This window comes from Exiguobacterium sp. HSB13 (genome assembly GCF_056764755.1).
Window position 1 is genome coordinate 17543 of the sequence record NZ_JBUZOM010000005.1, and the last position, 19619, is coordinate 37161.

The 19619-nt window shown below is 48.0% G+C and carries 21 protein-coding genes and 1 other annotated feature (1 of these 22 cut by a window edge); all 21 genes read left to right on the forward strand.

The features are described from left to right. Positions 1 to 149: a sequence feature (ribosomal protein L10 leader region), on the forward strand (it extends 3 nt beyond the left edge of the window). A gap of 50 nt (positions 150 to 199) precedes the next feature. Further along, positions 200 to 706 (forward strand): 50S ribosomal protein L10, encoded by a 507-nt coding sequence (gene rplJ, locus ACZGCQ_RS16060; RefSeq protein WP_023466611.1) that lies wholly within the window; start codon positions 200 to 202, stop codon positions 704 to 706. 76 nt (positions 707 to 782) lie between these two features. Next, positions 783 to 1151, forward strand: a complete 369-nt coding sequence (gene rplL / locus ACZGCQ_RS16065) for a 50S ribosomal protein L7/L12 (RefSeq protein WP_481266835.1) — start codon at positions 783 to 785, stop codon at positions 1149 to 1151. Between the two features lie 82 nt (positions 1152 to 1233). Next, a complete protein-coding gene (locus ACZGCQ_RS16070; protein WP_481266836.1) occupies positions 1234 to 1830 on the forward strand; it encodes a class I SAM-dependent methyltransferase in 597 nt (198 codons plus the stop codon). A gap of 231 nt (positions 1831 to 2061) precedes the next feature. Further along, positions 2062 to 5619 carry a DNA-directed RNA polymerase subunit beta gene (gene rpoB / locus ACZGCQ_RS16075; protein ID WP_047390625.1) on the forward strand — a complete coding sequence of 1186 codons (3558 nt, stop codon included), beginning with the start codon at positions 2062 to 2064 and terminating at the stop codon, positions 5617 to 5619. A 20-nt stretch (positions 5620 to 5639) separates the two neighbouring features. Further along, positions 5640 to 9239 carry a DNA-directed RNA polymerase subunit beta' gene (gene rpoC / locus ACZGCQ_RS16080; RefSeq protein ID WP_047390588.1) on the forward strand — a complete coding sequence of 1200 codons (3600 nt, stop codon included), beginning with the start codon at positions 5640 to 5642 and terminating at the stop codon, positions 9237 to 9239. A gap of 80 nt (positions 9240 to 9319) precedes the next feature. Further along, complete coding sequence (locus ACZGCQ_RS16085; protein ID WP_023466620.1) at positions 9320 to 9571, forward strand: ribosomal L7Ae/L30e/S12e/Gadd45 family protein; 252 nt, start codon at positions 9320 to 9322, stop codon at positions 9569 to 9571. Positions 9572 to 9696: 125 nt separating this feature from the next. After that, positions 9697 to 10116, forward strand: a complete 420-nt coding sequence (rpsL, locus tag ACZGCQ_RS16090; RefSeq protein ID WP_023466621.1) for a 30S ribosomal protein S12 — start codon at positions 9697 to 9699, stop codon at positions 10114 to 10116. Between the two features lie 49 nt (positions 10117 to 10165). Then, the gene (rpsG, locus tag ACZGCQ_RS16095; RefSeq protein WP_023466623.1) at positions 10166 to 10636 is read left to right on the forward strand and encodes a 30S ribosomal protein S7; all 471 of its coding nucleotides are present in this window, start codon (positions 10166 to 10168) and stop codon (positions 10634 to 10636) included. Positions 10637 to 10760: 124 nt separating this feature from the next. Continuing rightward, positions 10761 to 12839 carry an elongation factor G gene (fusA, locus tag ACZGCQ_RS16100; protein ID WP_481266837.1) on the forward strand — a complete coding sequence of 693 codons (2079 nt, stop codon included), beginning with the start codon at positions 10761 to 10763 and terminating at the stop codon, positions 12837 to 12839. 117 nt (positions 12840 to 12956) lie between these two features. After that, positions 12957 to 14144 (forward strand): elongation factor Tu, encoded by a 1188-nt coding sequence (tuf, locus tag ACZGCQ_RS16105; protein ID WP_023466627.1) that lies wholly within the window; start codon positions 12957 to 12959, stop codon positions 14142 to 14144. Between the two features lie 316 nt (positions 14145 to 14460). Continuing rightward, positions 14461 to 14769: a 30S ribosomal protein S10 gene (gene rpsJ, locus ACZGCQ_RS16110; protein WP_029343090.1), complete on the forward strand. Its 309-nt coding sequence runs from the start codon at positions 14461 to 14463 to the stop codon at positions 14767 to 14769. Positions 14770 to 14837: 68 nt separating this feature from the next. Then, on the forward strand, positions 14838 to 15464 hold the full coding sequence (gene rplC, locus ACZGCQ_RS16115) for a 50S ribosomal protein L3 (protein WP_023466629.1): 627 nt from the start codon (positions 14838 to 14840) through the stop codon (positions 15462 to 15464). 29 nt (positions 15465 to 15493) lie between these two features. Beyond that, positions 15494 to 16117 (forward strand): 50S ribosomal protein L4, encoded by a 624-nt coding sequence (rplD, locus tag ACZGCQ_RS16120; RefSeq protein WP_023466630.1) that lies wholly within the window; start codon positions 15494 to 15496, stop codon positions 16115 to 16117. Further along, positions 16117 to 16401, forward strand: coding sequence for a 50S ribosomal protein L23 (rplW, locus tag ACZGCQ_RS16125; protein ID WP_023466631.1), 285 nt, complete (start codon positions 16117 to 16119; stop codon positions 16399 to 16401). The genes rplD and rplW overlap by 1 nt, the downstream gene beginning before the upstream one ends. A 32-nt stretch (positions 16402 to 16433) precedes the next feature. Continuing rightward, positions 16434 to 17264, forward strand: coding sequence for a 50S ribosomal protein L2 (gene rplB, locus ACZGCQ_RS16130; RefSeq protein ID WP_023466632.1), 831 nt, complete (start codon positions 16434 to 16436; stop codon positions 17262 to 17264). A gap of 63 nt (positions 17265 to 17327) precedes the next feature. After that, entirely contained in the window at positions 17328 to 17606 is a 279-nt protein-coding gene (rpsS, locus tag ACZGCQ_RS16135) for a 30S ribosomal protein S19 (RefSeq protein WP_012369013.1), read from the forward strand. A gap of 20 nt (positions 17607 to 17626) precedes the next feature. Further along, positions 17627 to 17959, forward strand: coding sequence for a 50S ribosomal protein L22 (gene rplV / locus ACZGCQ_RS16140; protein WP_012369014.1), 333 nt, complete (start codon positions 17627 to 17629; stop codon positions 17957 to 17959). A 12-nt stretch (positions 17960 to 17971) separates the two neighbouring features. Beyond that, complete coding sequence (gene rpsC, locus ACZGCQ_RS16145; protein WP_023466633.1) at positions 17972 to 18628, forward strand: 30S ribosomal protein S3; 657 nt, start codon at positions 17972 to 17974, stop codon at positions 18626 to 18628. A 33-nt stretch (positions 18629 to 18661) separates the two neighbouring features. Continuing rightward, complete coding sequence (gene rplP, locus ACZGCQ_RS16150; RefSeq protein ID WP_012369016.1) at positions 18662 to 19099, forward strand: 50S ribosomal protein L16; 438 nt, start codon at positions 18662 to 18664, stop codon at positions 19097 to 19099. Further along, positions 19086 to 19289, forward strand: coding sequence for a 50S ribosomal protein L29 (rpmC, locus tag ACZGCQ_RS16155; protein ID WP_012369017.1), 204 nt, complete (start codon positions 19086 to 19088; stop codon positions 19287 to 19289). The genes rplP and rpmC overlap by 14 nt, the downstream gene beginning before the upstream one ends. A gap of 31 nt (positions 19290 to 19320) precedes the next feature. After that, on the forward strand, positions 19321 to 19584 hold the full coding sequence (rpsQ, locus tag ACZGCQ_RS16160; protein WP_023466634.1) for a 30S ribosomal protein S17: 264 nt from the start codon (positions 19321 to 19323) through the stop codon (positions 19582 to 19584). Positions 19585 to 19619: the final 35 nt, after the last annotated feature.

Genomic DNA, 19619 nt, shown 5'->3' on the forward strand with positions numbered 1-19619 from the left:
ATATATTTCGACATACCGTAGACAGAAGGTGCTCACATGGGCATAAATCCTTCCGAGGTGTTCTTGCTCAGAGAGCCTGTTTGTTCAGGTATCCTTTTTGACGATTACGCCTCCTCTGCTTTGCAGACGGAGGCTTTTTATTTGAAATCGAGCAGCCCCTCGCACCGGTACATTTCATCTACCAGGAGGTGCAACAGAAATGGCAAACGAAAAAGTTATCGCTGTCAAAGCGGATCTCGTATCTGAGATCGCTGAGAAACTCCAAGCGAGCGCAGGAACAGTTGTCGTCGACTACCGTGGTCTCACAGTAGAAGAAGTCACTGAACTTCGTAAACAACTCCGCGAAGCGGGCGTTGAATTCAAAGTTTACAAAAACGGTCTCCTCCGCCGCGCGGCAGTTCAAAGCAACCTCGAAGGTCTTGATGAAGTCTTCACAGGTCCTAGTGCGATCGCCTTCAGCAATGAAGACGTTATCGCGCCAGCTAAGATCTTGAACGACTTCGCTAAAACGCACAAGGCTCTCGAACTTAAAGGTGGTATCATCGAAGGCAAAGTCACTTCAGTAGAAGATGTCAAAGCCCTTGCGGAACTTCCATCACGCGAAGGTCTCCTTTCGATGCTCCTCAGCGTGCTTCAAGCGCCAATCCGTGGACTCGCGGTGGCAACGAACGCAATCGCAGAGCAAAAAGAAGAACAATCTGCTTAATTTCTGCTTAGCGGGATAGGCAACCAACACAATTTTCACACCCCAACGTGGGCTAAATCAAAGGAGGAAAACCATAATGGCTTTCAACAAAGAGCAATTTATCGAAGACCTCAAGGGCATGACTGTTCTTGAACTTAACGAACTCGTAAAAACAATCGAAGAAGAATTCGGCGTATCAGCAGCAGCTCCAGTAGCAGTTGCAGGTGCTGGCGCAGGCGCAGCAGCTGAAGAGCAAACTGAATTCGACGTTATCCTCACTAACGCTGGATCTGGTAAAATCAACGTCATCAAAGCAGTTCGCGAATTGACAGGCCTCGGTCTTAAAGAAGCGAAAGCTCTCGTAGACGGAACTCCAGCACCAGTTAAAGAAGGCGTTTCGAAAGAAGACGCTGAAGCAATCAAAGCTAAGCTTGAAGAAGCTGGCGCTACTGTAGAAGTTAAGTAATTTTCTTCTTCCGTAGAAACAAAAGAAGCTCGCATTGCGAGCTTCTTTTGTTTTCATCTTTTACATGAGAGGGGAAGGAAACATGGCGGATCATTATTATACGAATGACCCTTCATCGAAACGAGATCCGAAGACGTGGGAATACGTCTTGCGTGGTCAGACGCTCCGCTTTACATCGGATCACGGTGTCTTTTCAAAGAACGGAATCGATTTTGGTTCCCGTCTATTGATTGAAACATTCACGGAACCGGCTGTAGCGGGAGACATTTTAGATGTCGGCTGCGGATACGGACCGATGGGCATTGCGCTCTCGAAGTCGACAGGACGTCCGGCGCACTTGATCGATGTCAATGAACGGGCGCTCGAACTGGCGGCAGACAATGCGCGCGTAAACGGTGTTTCCGTGACGACCGGTGTGAGTGACGGGTATGATGGGGTAGGCGAATCGACATTCGCAGCGATCGTGACGAATCCACCGATTCGGGCAGGAAAAACGGTCGTTCATCGTATCCTCCGGGAAGCGTATGATCACCTCGTCGTGGGCGGCGAGCTTTGGGTCGTCATTCAAAAGAAACAAGGTGGACCTTCTGCGAAGAAGTTGATGGAAGACGTATTCGGTATGTGTGAGACAGTTACCCGCGATAAAGGGTACTCGATATTTAAATCAATTCGGTCTTGACAAATCGAAGGATTTGTCGTTGACCGCATGTTGTGTCTATGATAGTATTATAAAATGCCATTGGAGTGATTTTTGGATAAGATGTTTGAAAGCAGCTGGCGTTCTCGACTACAGATGATTGAGTAGACAAGACGTCGCTTTTTTGCGCTTATCAATCAAAAAATGGCTTCAATGTTCGATATTACACCCGTCCTTCTCTATAAGAAGAAGTGGGTCTGAGAGGTGAATCAGTTGACTGGTCAACTTGTTCAGTACGGTCGTCACCGTCAGAGAAGAAGCTATGCACGTATCAGCGAAGTATTGGAACTTCCAAACTTAATCGAGATTCAAACGAATTCGTATGAGTGGTTCCTGCGGGAAGGTCTTCGTGAGATGTTTCATGACATTTCGCCGATTTCCGATTTCACAGGGAATCTCGTATTAGAATTCATCGACTACTCGCTCGGAGAGCCGAAGTATTCGATCGATGAATCGAAAGAGCGCGACGTGACCTATTCGGCACCACTACGCGTTAAAGTCCGTCTTCAAAATAAAGAGACGGGTGAATTGAAAGAACAAGAAGTCTTCATGGGTGACTTCCCGCTTATGACGGAGTCGGGAACATTCATCATCAATGGAGCGGAGCGCGTAATCGTTTCGCAGCTTGTTCGTTCGCCAAGTGTTTATTACAACAATAAGTTAGATAAGAACGGTAAACGTGGATTCTCCGCGACAGTCATCCCAAACCGTGGTGCATGGCTCGAGCTCGAGACAGACGCGAAAGACATCGTTTATGTTCGCATTGATCGCACGCGTAAGATACCAGTAACGGTTCTTTTACGTGCTCTTGGTTTCGGTACGGATCAGGAAATCATCGATCTTCTCGGTGATGATGAGTACCTCCGGAATTCACTTGAAAAAGATAATACGGAATCAACGGAAAAAGCCCTCATTGAGATTTATGAGCGTCTACGTCCGGGAGAGCCGCCGACAGTCGAAAACGCAAAAGCGTTGCTCGTGTCGCGCTTCTTTGACCCGAAACGTTATGATTTGGCAAACGTTGGTCGTTATAAAATCAATAAGAAGCTTCATCTTAAGAACCGTCTCTTCGGTCAAAAACTTGCGGAAACGCTTGTTGATCCTGAGACAGGTGAAGTCATCGCGGAAGCAGGAACGGTCCTTGATCGTCGTATGCTCGATAAAGTCCTTCCTTTCCTTGAAGGATCCGTTGGTTACATCGAAGCGACGCCAACAGGCGGCGTAACGCAGGGTGAGGCTTTCAACTTACAGTCAATCAAGGTGTTCGCACCGGACGATGCTGAAGGTGAACGCATCATCAATATCATCGGTAACGGTAACATCGATCGTGACATCAAGCACATCACGCCTGCTGACATGATTGCTTCTATCAACTACTTCTTCAACTTGTTGCATGAAGTCGGTACGACAGACGATATCGACCACCTCGGTAACCGTCGTCTCCGTTCAGTTGGTGAGCTGCTCCAGAACCAATTCCGGATCGGTCTTTCACGGATGGAACGTGTCGTTAAGGAACGGATGTCGATTCAGGATCAGAATGCGATCACGCCACAGGCATTGATCAACATTCGTCCAGTTATCGCATCGATTAAAGAGTTCTTCGGTAGCTCGCAGTTGTCTCAGTTCATGGACCAAACGAACCCGCTTGCGGAATTGACGCACAAACGTCGTCTTTCAGCACTCGGACCTGGTGGTTTGACACGTGAGCGCGCTGGTTTCGAAGTTCGTGACGTACACTACTCGCACTATTCCCGTATGTGTCCGATCGAAACGCCAGAGGGACCAAACATTGGTTTGATCAACTCGTTGTCTTCGTACGCGAAGGTCAATGAGTACGGCTTCATCGAAGCGCCATATCGTCGTGTCGATCCGGAAACGGGCGTCGTCACGGATGAAATCCACTACATGACTGCTGACGAAGAGGATCTCTACGTCGTCGCTCAGGCAAACATGTTGTTGACGGAAGAGAAGACGTTCCAAGATTCACACGTTCTTTCACGTTTCCGTGGACAAAACTTGTCTGTCGAACCAGCACGTGTCGATTACATGGACGTTTCACCGAAGCAGGTCGTATCTGCCGCAACGGCTTGTATCCCGTTCCTTGAGAACGATGACTCGAACCGTGCCCTCATGGGAGCGAACATGCAACGTCAGGCCGTCCCACTTCTGAACCCGGAATCTCCGATTGTTGGTACAGGTATGGAGTACGTGTCTGCGAAAGACTCAGGAGCCGCTGTTGTTGCGAAGCACGCAGGGATCGCTGAGCGTGTCACGGCGCGTGAAATCCTTGTCCGTCGTACGACGGAAGTCGATGGCAACATCGTTGAAGGTGAACTCGACCGTTACAAGATCCAAAAATTCATCCGTTCCAACCAAGGAACGTGTTATAACCAAAAACCAATCATCAAAGCAGGCGACCCAGTCGATAAAGGCGAGATCCTTGCAGATGGTCCATCGATGGACGGTGGGGAACTTGCGCTTGGTCGTAACGTACTCGTCGGTTTCATGACATGGGATGGTTACAACTATGAGGATGCTGTCATCATGAGTGAGCGTCTTGTCAAAGACGACGTCTACACATCGATCCACATTGAAGAATACGAATGTGAGTCGCGTGATACGAAACTCGGACCGGAAGAAATCACACGTGATATTCCGAACGTCGGTGATGATGCCTTGAAAAACCTCGACGATCGCGGAATCATCCGCGTCGGTGCGGAAGTCAAGGACGGCGATATCCTCGTCGGTAAAGTTACACCGAAGGGTGTAACGGAATTGACAGCGGAAGAGCGTCTTCTTCATGCGATCTTCGGTGAAAAAGCACGTGAAGTCCGTGATACATCTCTCCGTGTACCACACGGTGGTGATGGAATCATCCTCGACGTCAAAATCTTCGACCGCGATAACGGGGACGAGCTCTCACCTGGTGTCAACCAGTTGATCCGTGCTTATATCGTTCAGAAGCGTAAGATTCACGAGGGTGACAAAATGGCGGGTCGTCACGGTAACAAAGGTGTTATCTCGCGTATCCTTCCAGAAGAAGACATGCCGTACATGCCAGACGGTACGCCAATTGACATCATGTTGAACCCACTTGGGGTTCCATCACGGATGAACATCGGGCAGTTGCTCGAGCTTCACCTCGGGATGGCAGCACGTCAACTCGGCATCAAAGTCGCATCACCAGTATTTGATGGTGCGCGTGAGGAAGATGTTTGGGCAACGATTGAAGAAGCAGGTATGGATCGCGACGCGAAGACTGTCCTTTATGATGGTCGTTCCGGTGAAGCGTTCGATAACCGCATCTCTGTCGGTGTCATGTATATGATTAAACTTGCTCACATGGTCGATGATAAACTTCACGCACGTTCGACAGGACCATACTCACTCGTCACACAACAACCGCTCGGTGGTAAAGCCCAGTTCGGTGGTCAGCGTTTCGGTGAGATGGAAGTATGGGCACTTGAAGCATACGGCGCAGCCTACACGCTCCAAGAGATCCTTACAATCAAGTCGGATGATACGATCGGTCGTGTTAAAGCGTACGAAGCAATCGTCAAAGGTGAGAATGTACCACAACCGGGCGTACCGGAATCGTTCCGAGTCCTCATTAAAGAGCTTCAATCCCTCGGTATGGACGTCAAGATGATGTCTGCTGATGATGAAGAGATCGAAATGCGCGACGAAGACGAGGACAATATCCCGAACGCGACTCCAGCACTCGAAGAAGTTCAAGCGCCTGTCGCACCAGTTGTTACTGAAGAGGAATAAGCGAAAGGGAGGTCCACCCCTTGGTAGATGTTAATAGATTTGAATATATGCAAATCGGCCTCGCTTCCCCCGAAAAGATCCGTTCATGGTCTTTCGGGGAAGTGAAAAAGCCGGAGACGATCAACTATCGTACACTCAAACCGGAGAAAGACGGTTTGTTCTGTGAACGTATCTTTGGTCCAACGAAAGACTGGGAATGTTACTGTGGTAAATACAAACGGATCCGCTATAAAGGAATCATTTGTGACCGCTGTGGCGTTGAAGTCACGAAGTCGAAAGTCCGTCGTGAGCGCATGGGTCACATCGAGCTCGCAGCACCGGTTTCGCACATCTGGTACTTCAAAGGAATTCCTAGCCGTATGGGACTCGTCCTCGACATGTCACCGCGTGCGTTAGAAGAGATCATCTACTTCGCGTCGTACGTCGTCACAGATCCAGGCGAATCGACACTTGAGAAGAAACAACTCCTTTCAGAGAAAGAATACCGTGCCTATCGTGAGAAGTTCGGTCGTTCATTCACTGCTGAAATGGGTGCGGAAGCAGTTCGTAAATTGCTCCGTGACGTGGAACTCGATAAAGAAGTCGCTGCATTACGTGAAGAGCTTCGTATGATTCAAGGACAACGTCGTACTCGTGCGATCAAACGCCTTGAAGTCCTCGATGCGTTCCGTAACTCAGGCAACAATCCAGAATGGATGGTGCTTGAAGTACTTCCAGTCATCCCACCGGAACTTCGTCCGATGGTTCAACTCGATGGCGGACGTTTCGCAACGTCTGACTTGAACGACTTGTACCGCCGCGTCATCAACCGTAACAACCGTCTCAAGCGTCTTCTTGACCTTGGCGCTCCGAACATCATCGTTCAGAATGAAAAACGGATGCTTCAAGAAGCAGTCGATGCCTTGATCGATAACGGTCGTCGCGGTCGTCCAGTCACTGGACCAGGTAACCGTCCACTTAAATCACTTTCACACATGTTGAAAGGGAAACAAGGACGTTTCCGTCAAAACTTGCTCGGTAAACGTGTCGACTACTCTGGTCGTTCGGTTATCGTCGTTGGTCCAAATTTGAAGATGTATCAATGTGGTCTTCCAAAAGAAATGGCCCTTGAGCTCTTCAAACCGTTCGTCATGAAAGAACTCGTCTCTCGTGGCATCGCACCGAACATCAAGAGTGCGAAACGGAAAATCGAGCGCGTTCAACCTGAAATCTGGGATGTCCTCGAAGAAGTCATTCGTGAGCATCCGGTTCTCTTGAACCGTGCACCGACACTTCACCGTCTCGGTATCCAGGCGTTCGAACCAACGCTCGTCGAAGGACGCGCAATTCGCCTTCACCCACTCGTATGTACGGCTTACAACGCCGATTTCGATGGTGACCAAATGGCGGTTCACGTACCACTTTCGGCAGAAGCACAAGCAGAAGCACGTCTTCTCATGCTCGCTGCACAAAACATCTTGAACCCGAAAGACGGTAAACCTGTTGTTACACCATCGCAGGATATGGTCCTCGGTAACTACTACCTCACGCTCGAGCGCGAAAACGCAATCGGCGAAGGTAAAATCTTCTCGACAGTGAACGAAGCGCTCATCGCTTACCAAAACGGTTATGCGCACTTCCATACACGTGTTGCGATTCCAGCCGGCGTTCTCAAGAACCCGACATTCACGGAAGAGCAAAACGAGAAATTATTGATTACAACAGTCGGTAAGTTGATCTTCAACGAGATCCTCCCAACGACGTTCCCTTACTTGAACGAACCAACGATGACGAACCTTCAAGAAGCGACGCCAGACAAGTACTTCCTTGAAAAAGGAACAGATGTCGCGGCAGAACTGAAGAACCGTCCGATCATCGACCCGTTCAAAAAAGGATTCCTTGGAAATGTCATCGCGGAAGTCTTCAAACGGTTTGAGACGACAGAAACAAGCCGCATGCTCGACCGCATGAAAAACCTCGGATTCAAACACTCAACTCGTGCCGGTATCACGGTAGGGATCGCGGACATCATCGTTCTTCCGGACAAACAAGAGATTCTTGTTGAAGCGCAGGACAATGTCGACCGCGTCATGAAATCGTACCGTCGTGGTCTCATCACAGAAGACGAGCGCTATGAGCGTGTCGTTAAATCGTGGAATGATGCGAAGGATGAAATTCAGTCTCGTCTGATGAAATCCCTCAACCGTCTTAACCCGATCTTCATGATGAGTGACTCCGGTGCCCGTGGTAACGCGTCGAACTTCACGCAGCTCGCTGGTATGCGTGGACTCATGGCCGCTCCAAGTGGACGGATCATCGAGCTCCCGATCAAATCATCGTTCCGTGAGGGTCTAACGGTACAGGAATACTTCATCTCGACACACGGTGCACGTAAAGGTCTTGCCGATACAGCCTTGAAAACGGCTGACTCAGGTTACCTGACTCGTCGTCTCGTTGACGTTGCTCAAGACGTCATCATCCGTGAAGATGATTGTGGAACGGATCGTGGTATCCGCGTCACAGCACTCCGTGAAGGAACGGAAGAGATCGAAAGCCTCTACGACCGCCTCGTCGGCCGTACGGCATTCGAAAACGTCGTTCACCCAGAAACAGGAGAAGTCCTCGTTTCAACGAACGAACTCATCGATGAAGACATCGCTCGTGTCATCACTGACGCTGGTGTCGATAACGTTGAGATCCGTACTGCCTTCACATGTAACACAAGCCATGGTGTCTGTAAGAAATGTTACGGACGTAACTTGGCAACAGGCAACGACGTCGAAGTCGGCGAAGCTGTCGGTATCATTGCGGCACAATCAATCGGTGAGCCAGGAACGCAGCTTACAATGCGTACCTTCCACACAGGTGGGGTTGCCGGGGATGATATCACACAAGGTCTTCCGCGTATCCAAGAGTTGTTCGAAGCGCGTAACCCGAAAGGTCAAGCGGTCATTTCGGAAATCGATGGTCAAGTCATCGACTTCACGGAATCGCGTGACAAACGTGAATTGACGGTCCAAGGACTCAGCGAAACACGCACATACACGATCCCATTCGGTTCGCGTCTACGTGTTCAGCTCGGGGACGAGGTCAAAGCCGGTCAAGTCTTCACGGAAGGTTCGATCGATCCGAAAGAACTCTTGAACGTTAAAGGTGTATCCGGCGTTCAGAACTACTTGCTCCAAGAAGTTCAAAAAGTATACCGGATGCAAGGGGTTGAGATCGGTGACAAGCACGTCGAGGTCATGGTTCGCCAAATGATCCGTCGCGTACGTGTCATCGAGTCTGGTGAGACTTCACTCTTACCAGGTTCGCTCGTCGATATCAGCACGTTCAAGGAAGCTTGTAAAGAAGCGCTCCGTAACGGGAAAGCTCTCGCTTCGGCGAAACCAGTTCTTCTCGGTATCACGAAAGCGTCACTTGAAACAGATTCATTCCTATCGGCTGCGTCGTTCCAAGAAACGACTCGTGTCCTTACGGATGCAGCGATTAAAGGGAAGAGCGACTACCTTCGCGGCTTGAAAGAGAACGTCATCATCGGTAAGTTGGTTCCAGCTGGTACTGGGATGGCACGTTACCGTCAGATCGATCTCGAAGTAGCTGGCGAAGCACCTGTAGAAGCCGATTCTCCGGTAGAATAAAACGCCTTGACACGCCGGTATGGCGGTGCTACTATGATATAGTGTTGCCAACCGGCTGTGTTATTTTGGAGGATATCTTCATGTCTTACAAAAAAGTAGTCGGCGCAGATTTGAAGTTTGTCGGTCAAAAGCAAACGCTCAAAGCATTGCGATCTGGCAAGGCGTCGGAAGTGATCATTGCGGATGACGCAGATGAACACGTAAAACAAGCATTGCTCGATGCGGCGAAACAAGCTAACGTTCCAGTCGTGAATGTTCCTTCTAAGCAAGAGCTTGGAAAAGCTTGTGGAATCGATGTCGCAGCAACCGCTGTTGCCATTAAGAAAGTTTGATAATGCGTTTTGTGTGGCGATGGAATGCCTGAGCCACGCAAAACGTTTCATTATGACTTTCGATGAACCACCCGGCTCGGTGGTTTTGAAATTTGTCATGAATTCAGGAAGGGAGGATCTCAAAGATGCCTACTATCAACCAATTAGTCCGTAAAGGACGTCAATCAAAAGTTGTGAAATCAGATTCGCCAGCGCTGAACAAAGGGTACAACAGCTTCATTAAAGCTCGTACTGACATCAGCTCACCACAAAAACGTGGTGTTTGTACTCGTGTAGGTACAATGACTCCGAAGAAACCGAACTCGGCTCTTCGTAAATACGCACGTGTACGTTTGACGAACACAATGGAAGTAACAGCTTACATCCCAGGTATCGGCCACAACCTTCAAGAGCACAGTGTTGTTCTTATCCGCGGCGGCCGCGTAAAAGACTTACCAGGGGTACGTTACCACATCGTTCGTGGTGCGCTTGATACAGCTGGTGTTGACGGCCGTATGCAAGGTCGTTCGAAATACGGTACTAAACGTCCTAAAGTTAAAAAATAATCTAGATATCTTAAGATATCACCTCACTATATGAAAGGAGGGACTCGGAATGCCACGTAAAGGTCAAGCAGAACGTCGTGATGTAATGGCTGATCCGATCTACAACTCTAAACTCGTTACCCGCCTTATCAACCGTCTTATGTTAGATGGTAAAAAAGGTACTGCTCAACAAATCTTATACAAAGCTTTCGAAACTATCGCTGAACGTTCAGGTCGCGATGCAATGGAAGTCTTTGAAGAAGCGATGAACAACATCATGCCAGTTCTTGAAGTTAAAGCACGCCGTGTAGGTGGAGCTAACTATCAAGTTCCTGTCGAAGTTCGCCCAGAGCGTCGTACGACACTTGCACTTCGTTACCTCGTGAACTACTCACGTCTCCGTAACGAAAAAACTATGGATGCGCGCCTTGCTAACGAAATCATGGACGCTGCAAACAACACTGGTGCTTCTGTTAAGAAGCGCGAAGATATGCACAAAATGGCGGAAGCGAACAAAGCGTTTGCTCACTACCGCTGGTAATTCCGAAAATCACCACCTCATGCATGCCATTTTTAATGGAATTATGGGGTGGCTTTCGGGTATAGTCATGACGTGTGGTAACACACGACCACTAAACTAAAATGCGAAAGGAGAATGTTTAAAGATGGCAAGAGAATTCTCCCTTAAGAACACTCGTAACATCGGGATCATGGCTCACATCGATGCTGGTAAAACAACAACGACTGAGCGTATCCTGTATTACACGGGTCGTATCCACAAGATTGGTGAAACGCACGAAGGTGCTTCACAAATGGACTGGATGGAGCAAGAGCAAGAGCGTGGGATCACGATTACATCGGCAGCAACAACTGCTCAATGGAAAGGTAACCGCGTAAACATCATCGATACACCTGGACACGTAGACTTCACAGTTGAGGTTGAACGTTCACTTCGCGTACTTGATGGTGCGGTAGCAGTACTTGACGCTCAGTCTGGTGTTGAGCCACAAACTGAGACAGTATGGCGCCAAGCTACAACTTACGGCGTACCACGTATCGTTTTCGTTAACAAAATGGATAAAATCGGTGCAGACTTCTTGTACTCGGTTGGAACGCTTCGCGAACGCCTTCAAGCGAACGCACACGCGATCCAAATTCCAATCGGTGCGGAAGATGAATTCAAAGGAATCATCGACCTCGTCGAACAGAAAACATACATGTACGGTAACGATCTCGGGACTGACATCGAAGTGACTGACGGTTTCCCAGCTGATCTCGCTGATCAAGCTGAAGAACTCCGTGGATCATTGATCGAAGCAGTTGCGGATTACGAAGAAGAATTGATGATGAAATACCTCGAGGGTGAAGAAATCACAATCGACGAGTTGAAAGCGGCTATCCGTAAAGCAACTCTGACAGTTGACTTCTATCCTGTACTCGTAGGTTCGGCATTCAAGAACAAAGGTGTTCAGCTTATGCTTGACGCAGTTCTCGATTACCTCCCATCACCAGTCGACGTAAAAGCGATCTCAGGTATCGACATGGATACGGATGAAGAAATCGTGCGTGAGTCTTCGGACGAAGCACCATTCTCTGCACTCGCGTTCAAAGTCATGACTGACCCTTACGTCGGTAAATTGACATTCTTCCGTGTGTACTCTGGTACAGCTTCGGCAGGATCGTACGTTAAAAACTCAACAAAAGGCAAACGTGAGCGTCTTGGACGTATCCTTCAAATGCACGCAAACAGCCGTGAAGAGATCCCGATGGTATACGCGGGTGACATCGCTGCAGCTGTAGGTTTGAAAGATACAACTACTGGAGATACGCTTTGTGCAGAGAAAGACAACGTCGTTCTCGAATCAATGACATTCCCAGAACCAGTTATCTCGGTCGCTATCGAACCAAAAACGAAAGCTGACCAAGATAAAATGGGTCAAGCCCTCGCTAAGCTTGCTGAAGAGGATCCAACGTTCCGCACTGAAACAAACCCAGAGACTGGTCAAACGATCATCTCAGGTATGGGTGAGCTTCACCTCGACATCATCGTTGACCGTATGCGTCGCGAGTTCAAAGTCGAAGCAAACGTTGGTGCTCCACAAGTAGCTTACCGTGAAACGATCCGCCAAGCGGCGAAGATCGATTCGAAGTTCGCTCGTCAATCTGGTGGTCGTGGTCAGTATGGTCACGTCGTCGTAGAATTCGAGCCGAACGAAGAAGGCGCTGGCTTCGAGTTCAACAACAAAATCGTCGGTGGTGTTGTTCCACGTGAATACATCCCAGCGGTTGAGCACGGAATCGAAGAAGCACTTCAAAACGGTATCCTTGCTGGTTACCCGGTCGTTGACGTAAAAGCTTCACTCGTCTTCGGATCGTACCACGATGTCGACTCAAACGAGATGGCATTTAAAGTTGCGGCTTCAATGGCAGTCAAACAACTTAAAGATAAGAGCGGCGCTGTTATCCTTGAGCCAATGATGAAAGTTGAAATCGTCATCCCAGACGAATACATGGGAGACATCATGGGTGATGTTACATCACGCCGTGGTCGCGTAGAAGGTATGGAAGCACGCGGTAACGCTCAAGTTGTCCGTTCAATGATTCCACTTTCTGAAATGTTCGGATACGCTACTGGTCTTCGTTCACGCACACAAGGTCGCGGAACGTACTCGATGCACTTCGACCACTACGAAGAAGTACCGAAATCAGTTGCGGAAGAAATCATCAAAAAAGCGAACGGCTAATCCTTCACAGGTTGTCACGCTTTTATGATTAGTGTAAGCTAAGGAAGGTGTACGTTATCTTACGACTCACCTTCCTAGTTATAAAAAATTATTAGACACATAGAGGAGGAATTCAGAATGGGTAAGGAAAAATTCGACCGTTCTAAACCGCACGTTAACGTTGGTACAATCGGCCACGTCGACCACGGTAAAACAACTTTAACAGCAGCTATCTCAGCTGTACTTGCAAAAGCACAAGGTAAAGCTGCAACTAAGTTTGACCAAATCGATGGTGCTCCAGAAGAGCGCGAGCGCGGTATCACAATCGCAACAGCTCACATCGAGTACGAAACAGAAAAACGCCACTATGCACACGTTGACTGCCCAGGTCACGCTGACTATGTTAAAAACATGATCACTGGTGCTGCACAAATGGACGGCGCGATCCTCGTTGTTTCTGCAACAGATGGTCCAATGCCACAAACACGTGAGCACATCTTGCTTTCACGTCAAGTAGGTGTTCCTTTCATCGTAGTATTCATGAACAAAGTTGACATGGTTGACGACGAAGAGCTTCTTGAGCTCGTCGAAATGGAAATCCGTGAGCTTCTTTCTGAGTACGACTTCCCAGGTGATGACCTCCCAGTTATCCAAGGTTCTGCTCTTGGCGCGCTTAACGGCGAAGCTAAATGGGAAGAAAAAATCATGGAACTCATGGCAGCTGTCGATGAGTACATCCCAGAACCAACTCGTGACACTGAAAAAGACTTCATGATGCCAGTTGAGGATGTCTTCTCAATCACTGGTCGTGGTACAGTTGCTACTGGCCGCGTTGAGCGTGGAGTTCTTAAAGTCAACGACGAGATCGAAATCGTTGGTCTTCACGAAGAAACTAAAAAATCAGTATGTACTGGTGTAGAGATGTTCCGTAAGCTTCTTGACTATGCTGAAGCTGGCGACAACATCGGTGCTCTTCTCCGTGGTGTATCACGTGACGACATCGAGCGTGGACAAGTTCTCGCGAAACCAAACACAATCACACCACACAAAAAGTTCAAAGCGCAAGTTTACGTTCTTTCTAAAGAAGAGGGTGGCCGTCACACGCCATTCTTCGCGAACTACCGCCCGCAGTTCTACTTCCGTACAACTGACGTAACTGGTATGGTTCAACTTCCAGAAGGTACTGAAATGGTTATGCCTGGGGACAACATCGAAATGACTGTTGAACTCATCGCACCAATCGCTCTTGAAAAAGAAACTCGTTTCTCAATCCGTGAAGGTGGCCGTACAGTAGGCGCTGGATCAGTTACAGAAATCGTTGAGTAATTTTTAAGACAAAGGTCTTCCGTCTCCCGTGGCGGAAGACCTTTTTTCATTTCTTTGAAAACAGTCTTGCAACATGGTCTGACATCTTATATACTGAGGAAAGTGTTTGTGCGAGTGGTGAGAGACTTGAATACATATTCTATTTTATTAGTGCTTGCATTCTTGCTGGTGATTCAGTATGATAGAATATGTTGGTCACAAACACAACGCGATGAAGCGGGAGGTTATGACACACCAGGCGGCATTGCCATGGCTAGTGTGGAAATTTCCGCGGAGAATGTCTATTTACGAAATAGGCGAAAAGGAGGGAAATAACATGGCAAATGAAAAAATTCGGATCCGTTTGAAAGCATACGATCACCGCGTGCTTGATCAATCGGCTGAGAAGATTGTCGACACAGCAAAACGTTCAGGTGCTACTGTATCTGGTCCGATCCCACTCCCAACGGAGAAAGCGGTCTACACAGTACTTCGTGCCGTTCACAAGTACAAAGATGCTCGTGAGCAGTTCGAAATGCGTACACACAAACGTTTGATCGACATCGTTAACCCAACACCGAAAACTGTTGATGCGCTTATGCGTCTCGAACTTCCATCGGGCGTTGACATCGAAATCAAACTTTAATTTTTCTTCTATAGATAGTTGATACTAGCCAGAAGATCAAAATCATTCAATATTAGGAGGTGTATCTCATGGCTAAAGGAATCTTAGGAACTAAACTCGGTATGACACAAATCTTCAACGAGTCAGGCGAAGTCGTCCCTGTTACTGTCGTTTCAGTCGAAGGTAACGTTGTTCTTCAATTGAAAACAACGGAAGTTGACGGTTACGAAGCAGTCCAACTCGGCTTTGGTGATATCAAAGAAGGTCGTCAAAACAAACCGCAAAAAGGTCACGCTGCGAAAGCAAACGCGACACCTAAGCGCTTCATTAAAGAAATCCGTACATCAGTAGCAGATTTCGAAATCGGTCAAGAGATTAAAGCAGATACTTTCGCTGCAGGCGAAATGGTTGATGTAACAGGTACGTCGAAAGGTAAAGGTTTCGCTGGTGCAATCAAGCGTCACAACCAATCACGTGGTCCAATGGCTCACGGTTCGCGTTACCACCGTCGCCCAGGTTCAATGGGTCCTGTTGCTCCTAACCGTGTATTCAAAGGGAAATTGCTCCCTGGACGCATGGGTGGAGAGCAAATCACTGTTCAAAACCTTGAAATCGTAAAAGTTGATGCAGAACGCGGCTTACTCCTCGTCAAGGGTGCTATCCCAGGCGCACGTAAGAGCCAAGTTGTCATCAAAACTGCGGTTAAAGGCAACTAATCCGTTTGCAAGGAAAGGAGGAATAACGAATGCCTAAAGTAGCTTTGCTTAACCAAACAGGTACACAAGTTGGAGACATCGAGCTCGCAGATGCCGTTTTCGGAATCGAGCCAAATGAAGCAGTCGTATACGATGCAATCGTCATGCAACAAGCTTCACGTCGCCAAGGTACACATGATACAAAAGGTCGCTCGGAAGTTCGCGGTGGCGGCCGTAAACCATGGAAACAAAAAGGTACTGGTCGTGCACGCCAAGGTTCGATCCGTTCGCCACAATGGGTTGGCGGTGGAACAGTCTTCGGTCCAACACCACGTTCGTACGCTTACAAACTTCCTAAAAAGGTTCGTCGTCTCGCACTTCGTTCAGCACTTTCTTCGAAAGTCGCTAACAACGAGTTCATCGTTCTTGAAGGATTGACAATCGATGCTCCTAAAACTAAGGACATGATCGCAGTATTCGCTGCTCTTTCAATCGAACGTAAAGTTCTCGTCGTTACTGCTGATTACAACGAGTCAGTCGTTCTTTCAACACGCAACATCCCAGGTGTCACAGTCGTTGACGCTGCAGGTGTAAACGTCCTTGATCTTGTCGCTCATGACAAAGTCATCATTACGAAGGACGCTGTTGCGAGAGTAGAGGAGGTGCTTGCATAATGGCACACACACACGACATTATCAAACGTCCTGTCATTACTGAACGTTCAGTAAACCAAATGGCTGAGAAAAAGTACACATTCGAAGTAGACGTGAAGGCATCTAAGACTCAAATCAAAGATGCAGTTGAAGCGATCTTCGGAGTGAAAGTTGACAAAGTCAACACATTGATCTCAAAACCAAAAGCAAAACGCGTAGGTCGTCACGCTGGTTACACAGCACGCCGCAAAAAAGCGGTCGTCACGCTTACTGCAGATAGCAAAGAACTCGATTACCTCGGTTAATCGGAACTCTGTAGAAAAGGAGGGAACTCTCGATGGGAATTAAAAAGTTTAAACCGACCACTAACGGTCGTCGTAATATGACTGCACTTGACTTTGCTGAGATTACGGCTTCACGTCCTGAAAAATCGTTAACTGAAAAGCTTTCGAAAAAGGGCGGACGTAACAACCAAGGTCGCTTGACAGTACGTCACCAAGGTGGCGGACACAAACGTAAATATCGTATCATCGACTTCAAACGGAACAAGGATGGCATCGCTGGTCGTGTCGCTACAATTGAGTACGATCCAAACCGCTCTGCTAACATCGCATTGATCCACTACATCGATGGTGAAAAACGCTACATCCTCGCACCGAAAGGCTTGAAAGTAGACATGCAAGTCATGGCTGGACCAGAAGCTGACATTAAAGTCGGTAATGCTCTTCCACTTTCAAACATCCCAGTCGGTACGTTGATCCACAACATCGAACTTAAGCCAGGTAAAGGTGGTCAGCTCGTTCGCGCAGCTGGTACTTCTGCTCAGCTTCTCGGTAAAGATGGTAAATACGCGATCGTTCGTCTTCAATCAGGCGAAACTCGTATGATCCTTGCTACTTGCCGTGCAACAGTCGGCGCTGTCGGTAATGAAGAGCACGAGCTCGTCAATATCGGTAAAGCTGGTCGTTCACGCTGGCTCGGAAAACGTCCTACAGTTCGTGGTTCTGTCATGAACCCAGTCGATCACCCACACGGTGGTGGTGAAGGACGTGCTCCAATCGGTCGTTCGGGCCCACTTACTCCTTGGGGTAAACCGGCACTCGGATACAAAACTCGTAAGAAAAACAAAGCGAGCGATAAATATATCGTCCGTCGTTCTAAAAAATAATTACATGATTTCTGGACGGTTCGTAGGAACCGTTCCTGAATCATGCCAAAGGGAGGTACAACTATGGGTCGCAGCTTGAAAAAAGGTCCATTCGCAGATCACCATCTGCTCGCTAAGGTTGATAAAGCCAACGAAGCTGGTGACAAACATGTCATCAAAACTTGGTCACGCCGCTCGACAATCTTCCCAGAGTTCATCGGTCACACGATCGCTGTCTACGATGGTCGTAAACACGTACCGGTTTACGTGACAGAAGATATGGTCGGTCACAAACTTGGTGAATTCGCTCCAACACGTTCTTACAAAGGACATGCTGGAAACGATAAGAAAACGAAACGTTAATCTGAGGGGAGGTACTCATTATGCAATCAAAAGCATCGGCTAATATGGTTCGCATTGCTCCTCGTAAGGCACGTCTCGTAGTAGACTTAATCCGCGGGAAGCAAATCGGCGAAGCACTTTCGATTCTTGCTTACACGAACAAGGCAGCAACGCCAATCGTTGAGAAAGTATTGAAATCGGCAATCGCGAACGCTGAGCACAACTTCGACATGAACATCGAAAACCTCGTAGTCACTGAGGCTTACGTAAACGAAGGTCCAACGCTCAAACGTTTCCGCCCACGTGCAATGGGTCGCGCAAGCCGCATCAACAAACGTACGAGCCACGTTCACATCGTGGTATCTGAAAAATAAGGAGGGATTACCGTGGGTCAGAAGATTAACCCAACTGGTCTTCGCGTAGGTATCATCAAAGACTGGGAATCACGTTGGTTCGCAGATAAAGACTATGCTGATCTCCTTCATGAAGACTACGTAGTTCGTGAATATATCGAAAAACGTCTTAAAGACGCTAGTGTCTCTAAAGTAGAAATCGAGCGCGCAGCTAACCGCTTGAACATCTCACTTCACACTGCTAAGCCTGGTATGGTTATCGGTAAAGGCGGTTCTGAAATCGAAACACTTCGTAAAGACATCACTAACCTTGCAAAAGGCAAACGCGTTCACGTTAACGTCGTTGAAGTGAAAAACCCGGATGCAGTTGCTAAGCTCGTCGCTGAGAACATCGCTCGCCAACTTGAAGGTCGCGTATCGTTCCGTCGTGCTATGAAGCAATCAATCCAACGCTCAATGCGTTCTGGTATCAAAGGAATCAAGACTGAAGTTTCTGGTCGTCTTGGTGGCGCTGATATCGCTCGTTCTGAGAAGTATTCGGAAGGAACAGTTCCACTTCATACACTCCGTGCAGACATCGATTACGGTACTGCAGAAGCTGATACAACTTACGGCAAAATTGGCGTAAAAGTATGGCTCCACCACGGTGAAGTGCTTCCTACGAAAAAAGCAGCAGCAAACGAAGAATAATCCACATCCGTCTAGGGAAGGAGGCAACACAACATGTTGTTACCAAAACGTGTAAAATATCGTCGTGTTCACCGCGGCAACATGCGTGGTAAAGCGAAACGTGGTACTACAGTACACTTCGGCGAGTTCGGTATCCAAGCTCAAGAAGCTAGCTGGATCACTAGCCGTCAAATCGAATCAGCGCGTATCGCGATGACTCGTTATATGAAACGTGGTGGTAAAGTGTGGATCAAGATCTTCCCACACAAGCCATACACTAAAAAACCTCTTGAAGTCCGAATGGGTTCAGGTAAAGGTGCTCCGGAGGGCTGGGTAGCAGTCGTCAAACCGGGTAAAGTAATGTTCGAAATCGCAGGAGTATCGGAAGAGATCGCACGCGAAGCTCTCCGTCTTGCATCACACAAACTTCCAGTAAAATGTAAGTTCGTAAAACGTGAAGAAAATGGTGGTGATACGAATGAAAGCAACTGATCTCCGTCAGCAAACAACTGAAGAGCTTAACGGTAAAGTCGGTTCGTGGAAAGAAGAGTTGTTCAACCTTCGTTTCCAACTCGCGACTGGTCAGCTTGAGAACCCTGCTCGTATCCGTGAAGTGCGCAAGTCGATTGCACGCGCGAAAACCGTTCTTCGTGAACGCGAACTCGGCATCAACAACGCATAATTCACTCGGATTCTGAGAGGAGGAACACTCAATGGAACGCACTAACAACCGCAAAGTGTTAACTGGACGCGTCGTTTCTGACAAAATGGACAAAACGATCGTAGTTACAGTTGAAACAAAAGTAAAGCACAAGCTTTACGGCAAACGCGTAAACTACTCTAAAAAGTACAAAGCGCATGATGAAAACAACACAGCTAAAATCGGTGATGTTGTACGCATTCAAGAAACACGTCCATTATCTAAGGACAAACGTTTCCGTCTCGTAGAAGTCATTGAAGAAGCAGTAATCATCTAAACTCTAATTAGTTCGGGTGAATAAACATCCGGAGG

Excerpts from the sequence above, each read along its gene's own strand:
- rplJ (WP_023466611.1), top strand. The coding sequence starts at position 200 with ATGGCAAACGAAAAAGTTATCGCTGTCAAAGCGGATCTCGTATCTGAG.
- rplL (WP_481266835.1), top strand. The coding sequence starts at position 783 with ATGGCTTTCAACAAAGAGCAATTTATCGAAGACCTCAAGGGCATGACT.
- ACZGCQ_RS16070 (WP_481266836.1), top strand. The coding sequence starts at position 1,234 with ATGGCGGATCATTATTATACGAATGACCCTTCATCGAAACGAGATCCG.
- ACZGCQ_RS16085 (WP_023466620.1), top strand. The coding sequence starts at position 9,320 with ATGTCTTACAAAAAAGTAGTCGGCGCAGATTTGAAGTTTGTCGGTCAA.
- rpsL (WP_023466621.1), top strand. The coding sequence starts at position 9,697 with ATGCCTACTATCAACCAATTAGTCCGTAAAGGACGTCAATCAAAAGTT.
- rpsG (WP_023466623.1), top strand. The coding sequence starts at position 10,166 with ATGCCACGTAAAGGTCAAGCAGAACGTCGTGATGTAATGGCTGATCCG.
- fusA (WP_481266837.1), top strand. The coding sequence starts at position 10,761 with ATGGCAAGAGAATTCTCCCTTAAGAACACTCGTAACATCGGGATCATG.
- tuf (WP_023466627.1), top strand. The coding sequence starts at position 12,957 with ATGGGTAAGGAAAAATTCGACCGTTCTAAACCGCACGTTAACGTTGGT.
- rpsJ (WP_029343090.1), top strand. The coding sequence starts at position 14,461 with ATGGCAAATGAAAAAATTCGGATCCGTTTGAAAGCATACGATCACCGC.
- rplC (WP_023466629.1), top strand. The coding sequence starts at position 14,838 with ATGGCTAAAGGAATCTTAGGAACTAAACTCGGTATGACACAAATCTTC.
- rplD (WP_023466630.1), top strand. The coding sequence starts at position 15,494 with ATGCCTAAAGTAGCTTTGCTTAACCAAACAGGTACACAAGTTGGAGAC.
- rplW (WP_023466631.1), top strand. The coding sequence starts at position 16,117 with ATGGCACACACACACGACATTATCAAACGTCCTGTCATTACTGAACGT.
- rplB (WP_023466632.1), top strand. The coding sequence starts at position 16,434 with ATGGGAATTAAAAAGTTTAAACCGACCACTAACGGTCGTCGTAATATG.
- rpsS (WP_012369013.1), top strand. The coding sequence starts at position 17,328 with ATGGGTCGCAGCTTGAAAAAAGGTCCATTCGCAGATCACCATCTGCTC.
- rplV (WP_012369014.1), top strand. The coding sequence starts at position 17,627 with ATGCAATCAAAAGCATCGGCTAATATGGTTCGCATTGCTCCTCGTAAG.
- rplP (WP_012369016.1), top strand. The coding sequence starts at position 18,662 with ATGTTGTTACCAAAACGTGTAAAATATCGTCGTGTTCACCGCGGCAAC.
- rpmC (WP_012369017.1), top strand. The coding sequence starts at position 19,086 with ATGAAAGCAACTGATCTCCGTCAGCAAACAACTGAAGAGCTTAACGGT.
- rpsQ (WP_023466634.1), top strand. The coding sequence starts at position 19,321 with ATGGAACGCACTAACAACCGCAAAGTGTTAACTGGACGCGTCGTTTCT.